At 57.0% G+C, this 16,985-nt stretch carries 18 protein-coding genes and 3 tRNA genes; 13 read left to right on the plus strand and 8 right to left on the minus strand.

Annotated features, from left to right (window positions below):
* Nucleotides 1-45 precede the first annotated feature (45 nt).
* From ACQUTI_RS02855 to rnt, 3 genes are all read left to right on the plus strand, one after another.
* Nucleotides 46-1,143: an alkene reductase gene (locus ACQUTI_RS02855; RefSeq protein ID WP_004202878.1), complete on the plus strand. Its 1,098-nt coding sequence runs from the start codon at nucleotides 46-48 to the stop codon at nucleotides 1,141-1,143.
* A gap of 78 nt (nucleotides 1,144-1,221) precedes the next feature.
* Nucleotides 1,222-1,629, plus strand: a complete 408-nt coding sequence (gloA, locus tag ACQUTI_RS02860) for a lactoylglutathione lyase (protein WP_004202879.1) — start codon at nucleotides 1,222-1,224, stop codon at nucleotides 1,627-1,629.
* A gap of 137 nt (nucleotides 1,630-1,766) precedes the next feature.
* Nucleotides 1,767-2,414, plus strand: a complete 648-nt coding sequence (gene rnt / locus ACQUTI_RS02865; protein WP_048294973.1) for a ribonuclease T — start codon at nucleotides 1,767-1,769, stop codon at nucleotides 2,412-2,414.
* Nucleotides 2,415-2,461: 47 nt separating this feature from the next.
* Here rnt and ACQUTI_RS02870 read toward each other — a convergent pair whose 3' ends face one another.
* Nucleotides 2,462-2,809, minus strand: a complete 348-nt coding sequence (locus tag ACQUTI_RS02870) for a Grx4 family monothiol glutaredoxin (RefSeq protein ID WP_002907768.1) — start codon at nucleotides 2,807-2,809, stop codon at nucleotides 2,462-2,464.
* A gap of 340 nt (nucleotides 2,810-3,149) precedes the next feature.
* On the opposite strand from ACQUTI_RS02870, the gene ACQUTI_RS02875 reads away from it, so the two are divergent.
* On the plus strand, nucleotides 3,150-4,022 hold the full coding sequence (locus ACQUTI_RS02875) for a C40 family peptidase (protein ID WP_004189707.1): 873 nt from the start codon (nucleotides 3,150-3,152) through the stop codon (nucleotides 4,020-4,022).
* On the opposite strand, the gene ACQUTI_RS02880 is transcribed toward ACQUTI_RS02875, so the two are convergent.
* On the minus strand, nucleotides 3,977-4,462 hold the full coding sequence (locus tag ACQUTI_RS02880) for a helix-turn-helix domain-containing protein (protein ID WP_004202883.1): 486 nt from the start codon (nucleotides 4,460-4,462) through the stop codon (nucleotides 3,977-3,979). The genes ACQUTI_RS02875 and ACQUTI_RS02880 overlap by 46 nt on opposite strands.
* A 479-nt stretch (nucleotides 4,463-4,941) precedes the next feature.
* Between ACQUTI_RS02880 and sodB the strand changes: the two genes are divergently transcribed.
* On the plus strand, nucleotides 4,942-5,523 hold the full coding sequence (sodB, locus tag ACQUTI_RS02885) for a superoxide dismutase [Fe] (protein WP_004202885.1): 582 nt from the start codon (nucleotides 4,942-4,944) through the stop codon (nucleotides 5,521-5,523).
* A 59-nt stretch (nucleotides 5,524-5,582) separates the two neighbouring features.
* Here sodB and ACQUTI_RS02890 read toward each other — a convergent pair whose 3' ends face one another.
* Together ACQUTI_RS02890 and ACQUTI_RS02895 are read right to left on the minus strand one after the other, a co-directional pair.
* Nucleotides 5,583-6,752, minus strand: coding sequence for an MFS transporter (locus ACQUTI_RS02890; protein WP_004202887.1), 1,170 nt, complete (start codon nucleotides 6,750-6,752; stop codon nucleotides 5,583-5,585).
* A 167-nt stretch (nucleotides 6,753-6,919) separates the two neighbouring features.
* Complete coding sequence (locus ACQUTI_RS02895) at nucleotides 6,920-7,012, minus strand: YnhF family membrane protein (RefSeq protein WP_002907776.1); 93 nt, start codon at nucleotides 7,010-7,012, stop codon at nucleotides 6,920-6,922.
* A gap of 292 nt (nucleotides 7,013-7,304) precedes the next feature.
* Here ACQUTI_RS02895 and purR point away from each other — a divergent pair, with 292 nt between their 5' ends.
* Entirely contained in the window at nucleotides 7,305-8,330 is a 1,026-nt protein-coding gene (gene purR / locus ACQUTI_RS02900) for an HTH-type transcriptional repressor PurR (RefSeq protein WP_004202888.1), read from the plus strand.
* A gap of 18 nt (nucleotides 8,331-8,348) precedes the next feature.
* On the opposite strand, the gene punR is transcribed toward purR, so the two are convergent.
* Nucleotides 8,349-9,260, minus strand: coding sequence for a DNA-binding transcriptional activator PunR (gene punR / locus ACQUTI_RS02905; protein ID WP_004202889.1), 912 nt, complete (start codon nucleotides 9,258-9,260; stop codon nucleotides 8,349-8,351).
* A gap of 112 nt (nucleotides 9,261-9,372) precedes the next feature.
* Here punR and punC point away from each other — a divergent pair, with 112 nt between their 5' ends.
* Nucleotides 9,373-10,554, plus strand: a complete 1,182-nt coding sequence (gene punC / locus ACQUTI_RS02910) for a purine nucleoside transporter PunC (protein ID WP_004202891.1) — start codon at nucleotides 9,373-9,375, stop codon at nucleotides 10,552-10,554.
* A gap of 294 nt (nucleotides 10,555-10,848) precedes the next feature.
* The gene (gene cfa / locus ACQUTI_RS02915) at nucleotides 10,849-11,997 is read left to right on the plus strand and encodes a cyclopropane fatty acyl phospholipid synthase (protein WP_023318439.1); all 1,149 of its coding nucleotides are present in this window, start codon (nucleotides 10,849-10,851) and stop codon (nucleotides 11,995-11,997) included.
* A gap of 36 nt (nucleotides 11,998-12,033) precedes the next feature.
* Here the strand turns inward: cfa and ACQUTI_RS02920 are convergent, their stop codons facing one another.
* Complete coding sequence (locus ACQUTI_RS02920; protein ID WP_117129976.1) at nucleotides 12,034-12,669, minus strand: riboflavin synthase subunit alpha; 636 nt, start codon at nucleotides 12,667-12,669, stop codon at nucleotides 12,034-12,036.
* 229 nt (nucleotides 12,670-12,898) lie between these two features.
* Between ACQUTI_RS02920 and mdtK the strand changes: the two genes are divergently transcribed.
* Together mdtK and asr are read left to right on the plus strand one after the other, a co-directional pair.
* Nucleotides 12,899-14,272: an MdtK family multidrug efflux MATE transporter gene (mdtK, locus tag ACQUTI_RS02925; protein ID WP_004202895.1), complete on the plus strand. Its 1,374-nt coding sequence runs from the start codon at nucleotides 12,899-12,901 to the stop codon at nucleotides 14,270-14,272.
* Nucleotides 14,273-14,449: 177 nt separating this feature from the next.
* Nucleotides 14,450-14,857, plus strand: coding sequence for an acid resistance repetitive basic protein Asr (gene asr, locus ACQUTI_RS02930; RefSeq protein ID WP_117129975.1), 408 nt, complete (start codon nucleotides 14,450-14,452; stop codon nucleotides 14,855-14,857).
* Between the two features lie 140 nt (nucleotides 14,858-14,997).
* Here asr and ACQUTI_RS02935 read toward each other — a convergent pair whose 3' ends face one another.
* The gene (locus ACQUTI_RS02935; RefSeq protein WP_004202897.1) at nucleotides 14,998-15,576 is read right to left on the minus strand and encodes a TIGR00730 family Rossman fold protein; all 579 of its coding nucleotides are present in this window, start codon (nucleotides 15,574-15,576) and stop codon (nucleotides 14,998-15,000) included.
* A gap of 253 nt (nucleotides 15,577-15,829) precedes the next feature.
* Between ACQUTI_RS02935 and ACQUTI_RS02940 the strand changes: the two genes are divergently transcribed.
* The 3 genes from ACQUTI_RS02940 (at nucleotide 15,830) to ACQUTI_RS02950 (ending at nucleotide 16,068) form a co-directional block, all read left to right on the plus strand.
* Nucleotides 15,830-15,906: transfer RNA gene (locus ACQUTI_RS02940), tRNA-Val, on the plus strand.
* 4 nt (nucleotides 15,907-15,910) lie between these two features.
* Nucleotides 15,911-15,987: transfer RNA gene (locus ACQUTI_RS02945), tRNA-Val, on the plus strand.
* Between the two features lie 4 nt (nucleotides 15,988-15,991).
* Nucleotides 15,992-16,068: transfer RNA gene (locus tag ACQUTI_RS02950), tRNA-Val, on the plus strand.
* Between the two features lie 121 nt (nucleotides 16,069-16,189).
* Here ACQUTI_RS02950 and ACQUTI_RS02955 read toward each other — a convergent pair.
* Nucleotides 16,190-16,942: an SDR family oxidoreductase gene (locus tag ACQUTI_RS02955; protein ID WP_186601886.1), complete on the minus strand. Its 753-nt coding sequence runs from the start codon at nucleotides 16,940-16,942 to the stop codon at nucleotides 16,190-16,192.
* Nucleotides 16,943-16,985 lie beyond the last annotated feature (43 nt).

Below are 16,985 nucleotides of genomic sequence, written 5' to 3' on the forward strand. Positions count from 1 at the left end.
TTTATTTCATCAGTTCCTAGACGACCGGTCTACTCAGGAGTCATTATGTCGGAATCAAAATTATTCACCCCGTTGAAAGTCGGTGCCGTCACCGTCCCTAATCGCGTATTTATGGCTCCACTGACGCGTCTGCGCAGCATCGAGCCGGGCGATATCCCTACCCCGCTGATGGGCGAATACTACCGTCAGCGCGCCAGCGCCGGGCTGATCATCACCGAAGCGACGCAGATTTCCGCCCAGGCCAAAGGCTATGCCGGCGCGCCAGGGCTGCACAGCCCGGAGCAGATTGCCGCCTGGCAGAAAATCACCGCCGGCGTTCACGCGGAAAACGGCCATATCGCCGTGCAGCTGTGGCACACCGGACGAATTTCCCATAGCAGCCTGCAGCCCGGCGGCGCCGCACCGGTAGCGCCGTCTGCGCTGAGCGCCGGCACCCGCACCTCGCTGCGCGACGAAAACGGCCACGCCATCCGCGTCGACACCTCGATGCCTCGCGCTCTGGAAACCGAAGAGATCCCGGGGATCGTCGATGATTTCCGTCAGGCGGTGGGCAATGCCCGTGACGCCGGTTTCGATCTGGTTGAACTGCACTCGGCCCACGGCTATCTGCTGCACCAGTTCCTCTCGCCGTCGGCGAACCAGCGTACCGACCAGTATGGCGGCAGCGTGGAAAACCGCGCCCGTCTGGTGCTGGAAGTGGTCGACGCCGTGAGCAAAGAGTGGAGCGCTGACCGGATTGGCATCCGCGTGTCGCCGATTGGCAGCTTCCAGAATGTGGATAATGGCCCGAATGAAGAAGAAGACGCGCTGTATCTGATTAGCGAGCTGGCGAAACGCGGTATCGCCTATCTGCACATGTCCGAGCCGGACTGGGCGGGCGGCAAGCCGTATAGTGAAGCTTTCCGTCAGAAAGTTCGCGACCGCTTCCCTGGCGTGATCATTGGCGCTGGCGCCTACACCGTTGAAAAAGCCAACGACCTGATCAACAAAGGGCTGATTGATGCCGTGGCCTTTGGCCGCGATTACATCGCCAACCCGGATCTGGTGGCCCGCCTGCAGAAAAAAGCGGCGCTTAACCCACAGCGCCCGGAATCCTTCTACGGCGGCGGCGCGGAAGGCTACACCGATTATCCTACGCTGTAATCCCTCCATTGATAGCGGCGACGTATCGCCGCTATACTCAACGCTCTGATCTAGCAAATAAACTGCATAGGGGACATTATGCGCTTACTCCATACCATGCTGCGCGTTGGCGACCTGCAACGTTCTATCGACTTCTATACCAACGTGTTGGGCATGAAGCTGCTGCGCACCAGCGAAAACCCGGAGTACAAATACTCCCTCGCCTTCGTCGGCTACGGCGAAGAGAGCGATACCGCGGTGATCGAACTGACCTACAACTGGGGCGTGGACAGCTATGAGCTGGGCACCGCCTACGGTCACATCGCGCTGAGCGTCGACAACGCCGCCGAAGCCTGCGAGCGGATCCGCCAGAACGGGGGCAACGTCACCCGTGAAGCCGGGCCGGTAAAAGGCGGCACCACCGTTATCGCCTTCGTGGAAGATCCTGACGGTTACAAAATTGAGCTGATTGAAGAGAAAGACGCCGGCAAAGGGCTGGGCAACTAACCCCTCCCGACCATAGCGTCTTTATTTTCATCGCTCGCCCGGGCGCTGCGGCGCCCGTTGTTTTCACCCCTGCCTGCTGCAAGCCGTGGCAAAATTTGCCATAATGCGCGCTACTTTTTACCAGCTAAGAGAATCTGATGTCCGAGAACGCTCAACTGAATGGTCTGTGCGACCGTTTCCGCGGTTTTTATCCAGTGGTGATTGATGTTGAAACCGCAGGATTTAATGCCAAAACCGACGCCCTGCTGGAGATCGCCGCCATTACGTTGAAGATGGATGAGCATGGCTGGCTGATGCCCGATGAAACGCTGCATTTCCATGTTGAACCTTTCGAGGGCGCCAATCTCCAGCCCGAAGCGCTGGCCTTTAACGGGATTAACCCGCACGATCCAGAGCGCGGCGCCGTTAGCGAATACGATGCCCTGCATGCCATCTTCAAAATGGTACGCAAAGGGATGAAAGAGAGCGACTGCAGTCGGGCTATCATGGTGGCGCACAACGCCACATTTGACCACAGCTTCACCATGACCGCCGCCGAACGGGCGGGGCTAAAACGCAACCCGTTCCATCCGTTTGTCACCTTCGACACCGCCGCGCTGAGCGGGCTGGCGCTGGGCCAGACGGTGCTGTCGAAAGCCTGTATTGCCGCGGGGATGCCGTTCGACGGCGCGCAGGCCCATTCCGCCCTCTACGATACCGAGCAGACGGCGCAGCTGTTTTGCGAGATAGTGAACCGCTGGAAGCGTCTGGGCGGCTGGCCGCTGCCGGTAGCGACGCCGGAGTGATAAAAAAAGCGACTTCCAGGAAGTCGCTTTTTTACTGACAGCTGGAATTATTCCGCTTTCGGCTCGTCAGTGTGATATTTCGCCGCGGTCTCTTTGATCAGCTGCTGCAGTTCACCGCGCTGGTACATTTCGATGACGATATCGCAGCCGCCCACCAGTTCACCGTCCACCCACAGCTGCGGGAAGGTCGGCCAGTTGGCATATTTTGGCAGCTCAGCGCGGATATCCGGGTTCTGCAGAATATCAACGTAAGCGAAACGTTCGCCACAGGCGGACAGCGCCTGAACGGCCTGAGCGGAGAAACCGCAGCTTGGCAGCTTCGGCGAACCTTTCATGTACAGCAGGATCGGGTTTTCAGCGATTTGGCGTTGGATCTTTTCTAAAGTCGAGCTCATTGTCGTGCTTCCTTAAACTTCTTTCTACGGCAGTAACTTGTCATTGTAGCGTCCCGAGGGCAGGACCGATAATAACATTTTTTTCACTATTCATATTTTATCTTCTGTTGCGCGAAGTTGCCTTAAAAATATCATTTTGACGCCGCGGGCAGGCGCGCGTTGCGCATTTTCTGTGCGAGGCGGTCAATGTCTGACGCGTTTTCTTGCAATCGTTAACCAATCGACATTTTTGATACAAAAGAATATTAACTTTCCGGGTTTTTATGCTTTAGAATCGTTCCGGTTTGTCATTCATCGTCAGGCATTTGTACATGTCTGTAATTAATCAGGGGATTGCTCAGTGGCGCGGCTAAACAAAATCGCGATATCGCTCTGTGCATTACTGTTCACATCTATCTCATTCACACCACTGGCTCAGGCTTCAGGGCATACGCACGCCTCCGCCTCGCCAAAGGCGTTGCCCGCGAAAAGCGGCTCAGAGCGCAAGAAAAAAGCAACCAGTCAAAAAAGTAAAACCACCGCTAAAACCACCAGTAAAAAGTCCTCGAGCACCCGGCTCCCTACCCGCACTACCGCAGCAAGCCAAACCGCGCTTCATCGTCAGGCCGTCGGCGCCACGAAAAAATGCGTGCTGCGTAAAGGGTATAAAAAGCAGTGCGCGAAAACGGTGGCCGCCAGCGCCGAGCCTACCCTGGCGTTGAACAGCGTCAAAAGCAAATGCGTGGTGCGTAAGGGCTATAAAAAGCGCTGTAAACCCGAGGCCAGCGAAGCGAATCTGACGATCGCCGATGCGCATAAAGTCCGGGTGCAAAAAGCGCAGAGTACCGCCATGAACAAACTGATGGGCCAGCTGGGTAAACCATATCGCTGGGGCGGCACCTCCCCGCGCACCGGGTTCGACTGCAGCGGGCTGGTCTATTACGCCTACAAAGACCTGGTCAAGATTCATATCCCGCGTACCGCCAACGAAATGTATCACCTGCGCGATGCGCGTCCGGTCGATCGTGACGAACTGCAGAGCGGCGACCTCGTCTTCTTCCGCACCCGCGGACGCGGCACTGCCGACCACGTAGGCGTTTACGTCGGCAACGGGAAATTCATTCAGTCACCGCGCACAGGTCGCGATATACAAATCACCTCCCTGAGCGAAGATTACTGGGTTCGCCATTACGTCGGCGCCCGGCGCGTCATGACCCCGAAAACCATTCGCTGATCCCGGTCTGCCGCTACGGCGGCAGCCCTCTTCACCTGCCCGTTCTCCGCCCCTACCGTCAGGGGAAACTGCATATTCGCCTCTGTGACCGGCCCTTCCCGACGATAGCGGGTGGGCGACATGCCAAAGTGACGGTGAAAGGTGCGGCAGAATGCCGCCTGCCCGTCGTACCCCAAACGTTGAGAAATACTCTGCATCGAGGCCTCGGTCTGCGTTAAATAGATTGTCGCGATGGTCATCTTCCGTCGGCTGACGTAGCTCGCCAGCGTACAGCCGGTCACCATGGCGAATTGCCGTTGGAAATACCAGTGCGAGTAGCCGGACTTTTTCGCTATCGCGCTCACCGGCAGGGTGTCAAAAATATGTGCTTCGATCCAGTCAACGATCCCCTGCACTACCGGGATCATTTTCGGGCTTACCACTTCATCTGTTTTTGCCATCGTAGCCATCCTGTGGAAATTGCTGCCGGCGGCTATATTTGTCATACAAATATAAAAATAGACAATGAATTATTGGCATAGCGGCGATTACCTGAAAGCATAGCATCATTAATTAATTGATTTAGAATGCTTATTTCCACTCAGGCGCTTGCGCTGCAGGGATCTTCGAATGACGTGCTGAGAAATGAACCATCGCGGCGAGAGAATGTAGACCCTGCCCCCTTTAACTTATACATTTTTGCAACATCTACGGGCGTCTTACGCTCTGCTCCGCAGAAAACGGTTAAGCCTTCGGCAGTTGCGCCTGTGATAATAGCCTTTATCGTTGTAAGGCTTTTCACTGCCTGCGGCAAATGTTAACATTCTCAATACAATAACAGGCCGGGACGCGACAGCGTCGGCCGGTAAGCACTCGATTCAGGTGAAAACCTCATCTTGTCAATGTGAGATAAAACAAAAAAGTTATAAGGAGAGTAGCAATGTCGTTTGAATTACCTGCATTACCATATGCAAAAGACGCCCTCGCGCCGCACATTTCCGCAGAAACCCTGGAATACCACTACGGTAAACACCACCAGGCGTATGTCACTAACCTTAACAACCTGATCAAAGGCACCGCATTCGAAGGGAAATCGCTCGAAGAGATCGTGCGCACCTCTGAAGGCGGTGTTTTCAATAACGCGGCGCAGGTGTGGAACCACACCTTCTACTGGAACTGCCTGGCACCGAACGCCGGCGGCGAACCGGAAGGCGAGCTGGCTGCCGCTATTGCCAAATCCTTCGGCAGCTTCGCTGAGTTTAAGGCCAAATTTACCGACGCCGCGGCGAAAAACTTTGGCGCTGGCTGGACCTGGCTGGTTAAAAATGCCGACGGCAGCCTGGCTATCGTCTCCACCAGCAACGCCGGTACCCCGCTGACCACCGACGCCAAGCCGCTGCTGACCGTTGACGTCTGGGAACACGCTTACTACATCGACTACCGCAACGCCCGTCCAAGCTATCTGGATCACTTCTGGGCGCTGGTTAACTGGAAGTTCGTTGCCGCTAACCTGGCCGCATAAACGACAAACCGCAGCTGGGTCCCCCCCGGCTGCGGTTTTTTTAGCGCTTTCCCACCCGTTTATGACTGACTGGCAAAGGCCTCTTCCGGCTGCGCTCGTCCGCTAAACCAGACCAGCAGCAGCGCCAGACCGGCAATGATCGCGCCCATCACCGGCACAAAAGCGTATCCCAGTCCGCCGGAGATCACCGCCCCGCCGGCGGCGGCGCCCAGCGCGTTGCCAAGGTTGAACGCCCCGATATTCACCGAAGATGAGAGCCCCGGCGCCTCATGCGCCACGCGCATCACTCGCATCTGTAGCGGCGGCACCACCGCAAAGGTGGCTGCGCCCCAGACGATCATACTGATGGCCGCCCCCGCCTGGGATTGCGCCAGCAGCGGGATCGCCAGCATGATCGCCATCAGCAGCAGCAGAAAGCCTTTCAGCGTGCCGGAGACCGACCGGTCGGCGAATTTGCCACCCAGATAGTTGCCCAGCGAAAAACCAACCCCAATCAGCACCAGCATCGCGGTAATAAACAGCGATGAAGCATGGGTCAGCGTATTTAGGACCGGCGAAATGTAGGTATACAGCGTAAACATCGCCCCGGCGCCCAGCACGGTGGTCAGCAAGGCTGAGAGCACCTGCGGCCGTAACAGGACCGAAAGCTCTTGTTTGACATCCGGCCGCTCGCCCGCGCTGCCCTTCGGCAGGGAGAACCACAGGCTCACCATTGCCAGCAGGCCTAACCCCGCGGTGGCGAGGAAGGACATCCGCCAGCCGATGGTTTCCCCAAGCCAGGTCGCGGCAGGCACGCCGCCGATATTAGCGATGGTGAGGCCCATAAACATGGTGGCCACCGCGCTGGCCTGCTTGTGCCTGGGCACCACGCTGGCCGCCACCACCGACCCCAGGCCAAAAAAGGCGCCGTGGTTGAGGCTGGTAATAATGCGCGACAGCAGCAGCGTAGTGTAATCCGGCGCAATGGATGACAGCAGGTTGCCGACGGTGAAGATCCCCATCAGAAAAATCAGCGCATTGCGTCGGGCGCGATGCGACAGCAGCAGAGTCATCAGCGGCGCGCCGACCATGACGCCGATGGCATATGCACTGATCAGCATTCCCGCCACCGGTATTGAAACGTCCACGCCTTTGGCAATCACCGGCAGCAATCCCATTGGGGAGAACTCGGTGGTACCGATGCCAAAGGCGCCGATCGCCAGCGCGAGTAAAGGAAAGTTGATTTTCATTCAATGACTCCATCAGACCGTCAGGAAGGACGGCATAACATCAGAAGCCAAAAGCATGACATCAATCACAAAAAAACAAAAGTGAACGAAATGACAAAAGATTTTTGCAGAATTGATAATAATGGCGGGATACGGGGAGGAAGCCGCGCTCCTCCCTCATTGGAGCATTAGTGCAGAATGGCGGTCAGGCTGAATGCGACGATCACGCCGAGAGCAATAATCGTGGTGATCAGCGAAAACTTTAAATTGGTATCCATCATTTTTCCCTCTTGTTATCCCCACACCAAAAGTGAGCTTGCTCATTTTTGCACAAAAAATCGCAAAAATCTTCCGGGATTTAGGGCGATGCACATTTTTGCTCTTCCACTTTGCCCCAAGATCGGACAAAATCCCACGCTAATTTAAAAGCGTATCGGCCATTGACCCCTTCCTGTCGTTCTGTGTCGTTTTCCCGACGTGATGCAATGTTGAAAATTGTATTCAGGGTGTGTGTAGGCAAACGTTTACGTATCGATGATCAGGCGATCAGGTCAAGGCATGGAGTGAGATGTAATGGCAACTATTAAAGATGTAGCGAAGCGCGCAAACGTTTCCACTACAACTGTATCACATGTAATTAACAAAACCCGTTTCGTTGCCGAAGAGACGCGTAATGCGGTATGGGCGGCGATTAAAGAGCTGCACTACTCGCCGAGCGCCGTGGCCCGCAGCCTGAAAGTCAATCATACAAAATCGATTGGCCTGCTGGCGACCAGTAGCGAAGCCGCCTATTTCGCTGAAATCATTGAGTCCGTGGAAAAGAGCTGTTTCCAGAAGGGCTATACTCTGATCCTCGGCAACGCCTGGAACGACCCGGAAAAACAGCGTGCCTATCTGTCGATGATGGCGCAAAAACGCGTCGACGGTCTGCTGGTAATGTGTTCGGAATATCCGGATTCCGTCCTGAGCATGCTGGAAGAGTACCGCCATATTCCGATGGTGGTGATGGACTGGGGCGAAGCCAAAGCCGACTTTACCGATGCGGTGATCGATAACGCCTTCCAGGGCGGGTATATCGCCGGACGTTACCTGATTGAACGCGGTCACCGCGAAATCGGCGTGATCCCGGGCCCGCTGGAGCGCAACACCGGCGCGGGGCGACTGGCCGGCTTCATGCAGGCGATGAAAGAGGCGCATATCAGCGTGCCGGAAAACTGGATTGTACAGGGCGACTTCGAGCCGGAGTCCGGCTACCGCGCCATGCAGCAGATCCTCAGCCAGCAGCACCGTCCAACGGCGGTCTTCTGCGGCGGCGACATTATGGCGATGGGCGCCATCTGCGCCGCGGATGAAATGGGGCTGCGCGTGCCGCAGGACATTTCGCTGATCGGTTATGATAATGTGCGCAACGCCCGCTATTTCAGCCCGGCGTTAACCACCATTCATCAGCCGAAAGATTCGCTGGGCGAAGCCGCGTTCAATATGTTGTTGGATCGTATCGTCAACAAGCGCGAAGAGTCGCAGTCTATCGAAGTGCACCCTCGGCTGGTCGAACGCCGCTCGGTGGCGGATGGCCCGTTTGTCGACTATCGTCGCTAAAGCATTGGCGGGCGCGGATCACTCCGGCGCCCGCAGCCACTCCCGATTCAACGTGTCGCTGTCCCCCAGGTAGTCCAGCATCCAGTTTAACGCCGGTGAAGCATCATTCTGCTGCCAGGTCAGACAGCAGGCCGCATCCGGAAACGGATTTTCCAGCGCCAGCGCGGTCCACTCGCCGCGATCCACCCATGGCCGGGCGAAATGGCTTGGCACCATGCCGACGCAGAGCCCTGCCGACAGACAGGTGGCCGACGATTCCCAGTCGGGGACCACCACCCTCTTCTGGTTATCCAGCAGCCACGTTGTCCTTTTGGGCAATGAACGCGAGGTATCCTCCCGCACCAGCGACGGCCAATTGCGCAGAACATCATCGCTCAGCGGACCCGCCATCTTCGCCAGCGGATGATCGCTCGCCACCACGCAGTCCCAGCTCAGCATCCCCATATCGCGGAACGCGTAGCGCCCCCCGACAGGAATAGAGCGCGTTGCGCCAATCGCCAGCTCCACGCGGCCGTCGGCCAGCGCATCCCATACGCCGTTAAACACTTCCTGGAAAACGATCAGTTCGACGTCGGGAAAATGGCGATAGAAATCCACGATCATCTGGCGCATCCGCGCGGGTTTCACGATATCGTCCACCGCGATTGACAACTGCCCGCGCCAGCCGTTAGCGATTTGCTGGCACTGCTGGCGGGTGATCTGCATTTTTTTGATAACAGAGCGCCCTTCCTGTAAAAACCAGACCCCGGCGGGGGTCAGCTCCACGTCACGATGACGGCGCTCAAACAAGGGGACGGCCAGCCACTCTTCGAGCTGACGCACGGTATAGCTGACGGCGGAAGGCACCCGGTGCAGCTCCTGCGCCGCCGCGCTGAAGCTGCCGTTACGGGCGACGGCATCAACCACTTCCAGAGAGTATTCAGACCACATTTTCTGCCTGCAAAATTTTTGAATGCATGTGACAAATATTAGCGTTTCACAAGCCACCATGCACTCCCTACACTCTGCGGCATCGTACCTGTACTCCAAAAAAGAGAACGTTATGTCACAACCTGGGAAAGGATTTTTAGTCTGGCTGGCCGGCCTGAGCGTGCTGGGCTTTCTGGCCACCGATATGTACCTGCCGGCATTTGCCGCCATGCAGCAGGATCTCGACACCTCCGCCGCATCCATTAGCGCCAGCCTGAGCCTGTTCCTTGCCGGCTTCGCGCTGGGCCAGCTGTTCTGGGGGCCGCTGTCGGACCGCTACGGGCGCAAACCGGTGCTGCTGAGCGGCCTGGCGATTTTCGCGGTCGGCTGCCTGGGGATGCTGTGGGTGCAGAACGCCACTCTGATGCTGGCGCTGCGCTTTCTGCAGGCGATTGGCGTCTGCGCCGCGGCGGTCACCTGGCAGGCGATGGTGACCGATTACTATCCCGCCCAGCGCACCAACCGCATCTTCGCCACCATTATGCCGCTGGTAGGGCTGTCCCCTGCGCTGGCCCCGCTGCTGGGCAGCTGGCTGCTGGTGCATTTCGAGTGGCAGGCCATCTTCGCCACCTTGTTTGCCATCACCCTGCTGCTGATGCTGCCTGCCCTGCGCCTGAAAGCCGCCGCTAAGTCGGCCACTGTGACTGAAAAGAAAATCACTTTTCTCGCGCTGCTGCGCTCCCGGGAATACAGCGGCAACGTCCTGATCTACGCCGCCTGTTCCGCCAGCTTCTTCGCCTGGCTTACCGGTTCGCCGTTTATCCTTCATGAGATGGGCTACGGCCCAACCGCTATCGGGTTGAGCTATATCCCGCAGACCATCGCTTTTCTGGTGGGCGGTTATGGCTGTCGCGCGCTGCTGCAAAAATGGTCCGGACAGCAGATGCTACCTTGGCTGCTGGTGATCTTCGCCGTCAGCGTCGCCGCCACCTGGCTGGTGGGTCTGCAAACGCATGCCTCGCTGGTGGCGTTAATGATCCCGTTCTGTCTGATGGCGGTAGTCAACGGCGGGATCTACCCTATCGTGGTCGCTCAGGCGCTGAAGCCTTTCCCGCAGGCAACCGGCCGCGCGGCGGCGCTGCAGAACACGCTCCAGCTTGGCCTGTGCTTCCTGACCAGCCTGTTAGTCTCCGCGCTGATCGCCACGCCGCTGCTGACCACCACCAGCGTGATGCTGGTCTCTATTTTGTTAGCCGGAGTGGGTTATCGACTGCAGCAGACGCCAGAGCTGGCGGCCCACTCTTCCCACGCCTGACGCCCGTCGCCAGAGCCCGGACCAGTGATTAGCACGCTAAGATATTTTTATTGAAAGCCAGTACTTAGCGTCCTATACTGGATCCGGGTTCACATAAATAAAAAATATTTAACAGATTAACGGATGCAGGATGCCTCCGTTTCACCATGGAAGGCCTTTCGGCAAGGGTTATCTCCCTTCCTCTGTTCTACGTCGGATAGCGACTTCACGGATTATCCGTGAGATTTCTCACAAAGCCAAAAAAGCGTCTACGCTGTTTTAAGGTTCTGATCACTTGGGCGTGATGGAGAAGCTATGAGTTCATCGTGTATAGAAGAAGTAAGTGTACCAAATGATGACTGGTACCGGATTGCAGCTGAATTGTTGGGCCGTGCGGGAATTGAAATCAACGGCTCCGCGCCGTCAGACCTGCGGATTAAAAACCCTCTTTTTTTTAAACGCGTATTGCAGGAGGGGTCGCTGGGTTTAGGCGAAAGCTATATGGACGGCTGGTGGGACTGCGAGCGTCTGGATATATTCTTCCATAAAGTGCTCCGCGCCGGGCTGGAAAAACAACTCCCTCATCATTTCAAAGACACACTCCGCATCGCAGGCGCTCGCCTGTTTAACCTGCAAAGTAAAAAACGCGCCTGGATTGTCGGCAAAGAGCACTATGACCTCGGCAACGATCTTTTCAGCCGGATGTTGGATCCCTACATGCAATATTCCTGCGGTTACTGGAAAGAGGCGCAGACCCTCGAAGCCGCGCAGCAGGATAAGCTGGATCTCATCTGCCGTAAGCTGGAGCTCGAGCCAGGCATGCGAGTGTTGGATATCGGCTGCGGCTGGGGCGGTCTTGCCGAATATATGGCGCGAAATTACCAGGTGAGCGTTGTCGGAGTGACCATCTCCGCCGAACAGCAAAAGATGGCCCAGGCGCGCTGCGATGGCCTTGACGTAGAGATTCGTCTTCAGGATTATCGCGATCTGCACGACAGCTTCGACCGCATTGTCTCCGTCGGCATGTTCGAGCATGTGGGTCCCAAAAATTACGCCACCTACTTTGAGGTCGCCGATCGTAATTTAAAACCCAACGGCCGCTTCTTACTGCACACCATCGGTTCCAAAGTCACCGACCATAACGTTGACCCGTGGATCAATAAATATATCTTCCCCAACGGCTGCCTGCCGTCGGTACGGCAGATCGCCGATGCCAGCGAGAAGCACTTTGTGATGGAAGACTGGCACAACTTCGGCGCCGATTACGACACCACCCTGATGGCCTGGTATGAGCGTTTCCTCGCCAGCTGGCCGGAAATTGCCGATAACTATTCAGAGCGTTTCAAACGCATGTTCAGTTATTACCTGAACGCCTGCGCCGGCGCCTTCCGCGCCCGCGACATTCAGCTCTGGCAGGTGGTGTTCTCGCGCGGGGTTGAACACGGACTGCGCGTCGCCCGTTAAAACACAGTCCCCCGCTCACCGGCGGGGGATTTTTTTTCAGGCTTCACTGACCTTTGCCGCCATCTCTTTCGCCGCCAGCACGCGTTCGACCGTATCGACAACCGCCTGGGTTTGCGGGTCGATCTCGATATTGACGCGGTCGCCCAGCTTTTTCGCCCCCAGCGTGGTCCGCTGCAGCGTCTCCGGAATAAGATGCACGCAGAATCGGGTTGCCGTCACCTCACCTACCGTCAGGCTGATGCCATCGATACCGATGAATCCTTTATAAAGGATATATTTCATCAGCGTCGGGTCCTGTACTTTAAACCAGATCTGACGGTTATTTTCGGAGGTGAGCATCTTCACGATTTCCGCGGTGGTCATAATATGGCCGGACATCAAATGCCCGCCGATTTCGTCACTGAATTTCGCCGCCCGCTCGACGTTAACTTCATCCCCGACCTGAATATCGCCGAGATTGGTAATCCGCAGCGTCTCTTTCATGAGATCAAAGCTGATGCGCGCGCCGTTGATGTCGGTCACCGTCAGACAGCAACCGTTGTTGGCTACCGATGCCCCGGTTTCGAGCCCCTCCAGCATATGCGCCGGCAGCTCCACCACGTGGGTGCGAAAATTGGGTTTATCATCAATGGAGACCACTTTCGCGGTTCCCTGAACAATACCAGTAAACATGTTTGGCTCCTGTTGAAAATCATGACGGTATCATTACCGTTTTCGCTATCGGGAACAATAACAGGAGGGCTGAGCGGTTGCCAGCGCGCTTCGTGCCTCGACTCTTTTTTCACTGGCTTAATGGCTAATCCTCGCTACAATAGACTGGAATTTCCTCATTTTTATCCCCTTGCTGCCAGTTACGGCGGCTTTTTTAGTCTCAAAATAACAACAATACAAAGGTGTTCACGTGCAGAAGTATTTCATTGAAGCGCGTCAGTTATTAGCTCTGGCTATACCCGTCATTCTTGCGCAGGTAGCGCAGACGGCGATGGGTTTTGTCGATACCGTGATGGCGGGCGGCTACAGCGCCACCGATATGGCCGCGGTGGCCATCGGAACCTCCATCTGGCTGCCGGCCATTCTCTTCGGCCATGGGCTGCTGCTGGCGCTGACCCCGGTGGTGGCGCAGCTTAATGGCTCCGGGCGTCGGGAGCGTATCGCGCCGCAGGTACGTCAGGGCTTCTGGCTGGCGGGGCTGGTCTCGGTGCTGATCATGGTCGTGCTGTGGAATGCCGGGTATATCATCAGCTCCATGCATAACATCGATCCGCTGCTGGCGGAGAAAGCGGTTGGCTATCTGCGCGCGCTGCTGTGGGGGGCGCCGGGCTATCTGTTCTTCCAGGTCGCCCGTAACCAGTGCGAAGGGCTGGCAAAAACCAAGCCCGGAATGGTCATGGGCTTTATCGGTTTACTGGTCAACATTCCGGTGAACTATATCTTTATCTATGGCCATTTCGGCATGCCAGAGCTGGGCGGCGTCGGCTGCGGCGTGGCGACCGCCTCCGTTTACTGGGTGATGTTTGCCAGCATGCTGTGGTGGGTGCGCCGGTCGCGTTCGATGCGCGATATCCGCTGCGCCGAGGGCTTCAGCGGCCCCGATTTCGCCGTCCTGCTGCGGCTGGTGCAGCTGGGGCTACCCATCGCCCTGGCGCTATTCTTCGAAGTGACCCTGTTTGCCGTCGTCGCGCTGCTGGTCTCCCCGCTCGGGATCATTGACGTCGCCGGCCACCAGATTGCGCTGAACTTCAGCTCGCTGATGTTCGTTCTGCCGCTGTCGCTGGCGGCCGCGGTCACCATTCGCGTCGGCTTCCGCCTCGGCCAGGGCTCAACGATCGATGCCCAGGTTTCCGCCCGTACGGGTGTGGGCGTGGGCGTCTGCCTGGCGGTGTTTACCGCTATCTTTACCGTGCTGATGCGTAAGCAAATTGCCCTGCTGTACAACGATAACCCGGAGGTGGTGATGCTGGCCTCGCATCTGATGCTGCTGGCGGCGGTCTACCAGATCTCGGACTCTATTCAGGTGATCGGCAGCGGTATCCTGCGCGGCTATAAAGATACGCGGTCTATCTTTTTTATCACCTTTACCGCGTACTGGGTGCTGGGTTTACCCAGCGGCTACCTGCTGGCGCTGACCGACGTGATTGTCCCCCGCATGGGGCCCGCCGGCTTCTGGTGCGGATTTATCATCGGCCTGACCTCCGCCGCTATTATGATGATGCTGCGGATGCGTTTTCTGCAGCGCCAGCCCTCCAGCATCATCTTACAGCGCGCCGCGCGCTAATCCTGCCAAAGCCCGCCACCCTGGCGGGCTTTTTCTTTCTTCAGTTATGTTCCGACGTTGTACATTCCGTTACTCCCCGACACCAAAGACTCACTGATGAGCGCCCCGGAGATGCATATAGTGTGGCCAACAGCCCCGCAGTGGGGTTACTCAGGAAACCAATTCGAGGATTTCAGCATGAAAAAAGTATTAGCTCTGGTTGTTGCCGCTGCTATGGGTCTGTCATCTGTTGCTTTCGCAGCCGACGCCGCGACCACCACCCCGGCTACCGCAGCCAGCCACACCACCGTTCACCACAAGAAACATCACAAAGCGGCGGCGAAACCGGCAGCCGAACAGAAAGCCCAGGCAGCGAAGAAACACCATAAAGCGGCGACAAAACCGGCCGTAGCGCAGAAAGCCCAGGCAGCTAAAAAGCACCATAAAGCCGCGGCGAAACCGGCCGTAGCGCAGAAAGCCCAGGCAGCAAAGAAACACCATAAAGCGGCGACAAAACCGGCCGTAGCGCAGAAAGCCCAGGCGGCGAAGAAGCACCATAAAGCGGCGCACCACGCAGCCAAACCGGCGGTACAACCGGCGGCATAACGGTCAGGGCGTTAAGGTGATAAACCGGCGCTGAATAGCGCCGGTTTTTTTTCAGGAGGACATCATGCTGCAACGCTATCGCTTCGAATTGCTGTTGGTTCTGCTCATCGTCTGCGCGCTGTTTACCCTTCGCTTGATGTTTAAATAGCGGGCTGCTGAACCCATTTACGGGCCGGAGGCGTATAGTCGCGGAAACCGGCGATAATCTCCTCTGGCGAAGCAGCAAACGGCAGCATCTCCGCGTAGCGCGGGTGCATAAATCCTTCCCGTACCATGTTATTGACCATCGCCTGCAGCGGATCGTAATACCCCTTGATATTCAGGAATGCGCACGGTTTTTCATGGATGCCCAACTGCGCCCAGGTCCACTGTTCGAAAATCTCTTCAAGCGTCCCCGCTCCGCCCGGCAGAGCAATAAAGCCGTCGGCCAGCGCCGCCATTTTAGTTTTCCGTTCGTGCATATCCTCCACCACATGCAGCTCCGTCAACCCGCGGTGGGCAATTTCCCGCTCCACCAGGCCGCGCGGCATTACGCCGATGACCGTGCCCCCGGCCTCCAGCGCCGCATCGGCAACCGCCCCCATCAAGCCAACTTTGCCGCCGCCATAGACAACAGCCAGTCCCTGCTGCGCCAGCATGTGGCCAACCCGTCGGGCGGTTTCGAGATACAGCGGATGTTCGCCAGCTGAAGAACCGCAGAAAATACCAATCGATTTCATCTTCCTTATTACTCCTCTCTTCTGGTGGGCGATAATTTAACACAACGGCAACCCTTACGCGCAGGGTGAGACCGGCAAAGAAAAGAGAGGCGAGGCGCCTGCTGGCGAAGAAATATCCTTGTGGTTCAGTAAAATATCGCCGGAGTGGGTAAAAGATCCGCAATCGCATACAATGTACAAGAAAAGTGACGTTTACCTCTTGCCACATCCCCTGCCTGCCGCTAATATGCGTCCCCGTTGTCACCACAACATTGCGTTCGTAGCTCAGTTGGTTAGAGCACCACCTTGACATGGTGGGGGTCGTTGGTTCGAGTCCAATCGAACGCACCATTATGCGTTTATAGCTCAGTTGGTTAGAGCACCACCTTGACATGGTGGGGGTCGTTGGTTCGAGTCCAATTAAACGCACCATAATGCGTCTGTAGCTCAGTTGGTTAGAGCACCACCTTGACATGGTGGGGGTCGATGGTTCGAGTCCATTCAGACGCACCAATCTCGTTTCGTATCATTCCCTCTCAACATTAGCCTGCTGCATCGTGACCGGAAAACGCACGCCTTCTGCGCTTCCAGCCTGAACGTCATCGAACCCTGCCAGCGACAAAGCGAAACCCGATTATTCGCGACTATGAATAGCCTGCGCCATCGCCAGGGCATCCTCCCCTGCCGGCAACCGCGAAGGGGCTTGAGGATCGTTCACCATCCGCCAGACGGCCTGAGCCACATCGGCAGCCTGCGTCACGCTGGCGTTATCCTGGATGCTGTCGAGGATCTGCTGGCCGAGCGGCGCATAGCTCTCCGGGAGCTGGCCCATCGTTCGACGAGCGTTTTCCCCGAAGTGGGTCTGGGGAGCGCGTCCCGGCAGGATCACACCGACGCGAATATTAAAGGGCCGCAGCTCCAGCGCCAGCGACTCCGTGAAGGCATTCACCGCCGCTTTACTCGCGGTATAGACCGCCAGCAGGGGCATCGGCTGCAGGGTGACCGCCGAGGTGATATTAATGATCGTCCCGCTACGGCGCGCTCTGAACCGGGGAAGTACCGCCTGGGTCATGGCGATAGTCCCAAGCGTGTTGGTGGCAAACAGGTTCGCTATCGCCTCGTGTGACGCCCCCTCCAGGGCATTGAGCATCCCCACTCCGGCGTTATTGACCAGAACGTCAATCTCTCCGGCCTCGGCAATCGCCTCGGCGATACTCTGCGCTGAGGTGACGTCAAGACGCACCAGCCGCAGACGGTCGCTGGCCGGCAACAGATCCTCGCGCGGAACCCGCATTGTGGCGATAACCTTCCAGCCCTGTTCAAGAAAATAACGCGCCGTCTCCAGACCAAAACCCGATGAACAGCCGGTGATCATAATCGTTTGCATATCTCTGTCTCCGATTGGTTTCTTCCTTTTCATCATAGACAGC

It is taken from the genome of Klebsiella sp. 7-CIP_Kleb., assembly GCF_050378655.1.
In the GTDB taxonomy this organism is placed as follows: Bacteria; Pseudomonadota; Gammaproteobacteria; order Enterobacterales; family Enterobacteriaceae; genus Klebsiella; species Klebsiella quasipneumoniae.

Coding starts and splice junctions, on each gene's coding strand:
- punR (WP_004202889.1), bottom strand. CDS start 9,260: ATGTGGTCTGAATACTCTCTGGAAGTGGTTGATGCCGTCGCCCGTAAC.
- ACQUTI_RS02935 (WP_004202897.1), bottom strand. CDS start 15,576: ATGAAATCGATTGGTATTTTCTGCGGTTCTTCAGCTGGCGAACATCCG.
- cfa (WP_023318439.1), top strand. CDS start 10,849: ATGAGTTCATCGTGTATAGAAGAAGTAAGTGTACCAAATGATGACTGG.
- sodB (WP_004202885.1), top strand. CDS start 4,942: ATGTCGTTTGAATTACCTGCATTACCATATGCAAAAGACGCCCTCGCG.
- asr (WP_117129975.1), top strand. CDS start 14,450: ATGAAAAAAGTATTAGCTCTGGTTGTTGCCGCTGCTATGGGTCTGTCA.
- ACQUTI_RS02955 (WP_186601886.1), bottom strand. CDS start 16,942: ATGCAAACGATTATGATCACCGGCTGTTCATCGGGTTTTGGTCTGGAG.
- ACQUTI_RS02890 (WP_004202887.1), bottom strand. CDS start 6,752: ATGAAAATCAACTTTCCTTTACTCGCGCTGGCGATCGGCGCCTTTGGC.
- ACQUTI_RS02895 (WP_002907776.1), bottom strand. CDS start 7,012: ATGATGGATACCAATTTAAAGTTTTCGCTGATCACCACGATTATTGCT.
- ACQUTI_RS02870 (WP_002907768.1), bottom strand. CDS start 2,809: ATGAGCTCGACTTTAGAAAAGATCCAACGCCAAATCGCTGAAAACCCG.
- ACQUTI_RS02880 (WP_004202883.1), bottom strand. CDS start 4,462: ATGGCAAAAACAGATGAAGTGGTAAGCCCGAAAATGATCCCGGTAGTG.
- punC (WP_004202891.1), top strand. CDS start 9,373: ATGTCACAACCTGGGAAAGGATTTTTAGTCTGGCTGGCCGGCCTGAGC.
- ACQUTI_RS02855 (WP_004202878.1), top strand. CDS start 46: ATGTCGGAATCAAAATTATTCACCCCGTTGAAAGTCGGTGCCGTCACC.
- rnt (WP_048294973.1), top strand. CDS start 1,767: ATGTCCGAGAACGCTCAACTGAATGGTCTGTGCGACCGTTTCCGCGGT.
- gloA (WP_004202879.1), top strand. CDS start 1,222: ATGCGCTTACTCCATACCATGCTGCGCGTTGGCGACCTGCAACGTTCT.
- ACQUTI_RS02920 (WP_117129976.1), bottom strand. CDS start 12,669: ATGTTTACTGGTATTGTTCAGGGAACCGCGAAAGTGGTCTCCATTGAT.
- purR (WP_004202888.1), top strand. CDS start 7,305: ATGGCAACTATTAAAGATGTAGCGAAGCGCGCAAACGTTTCCACTACA.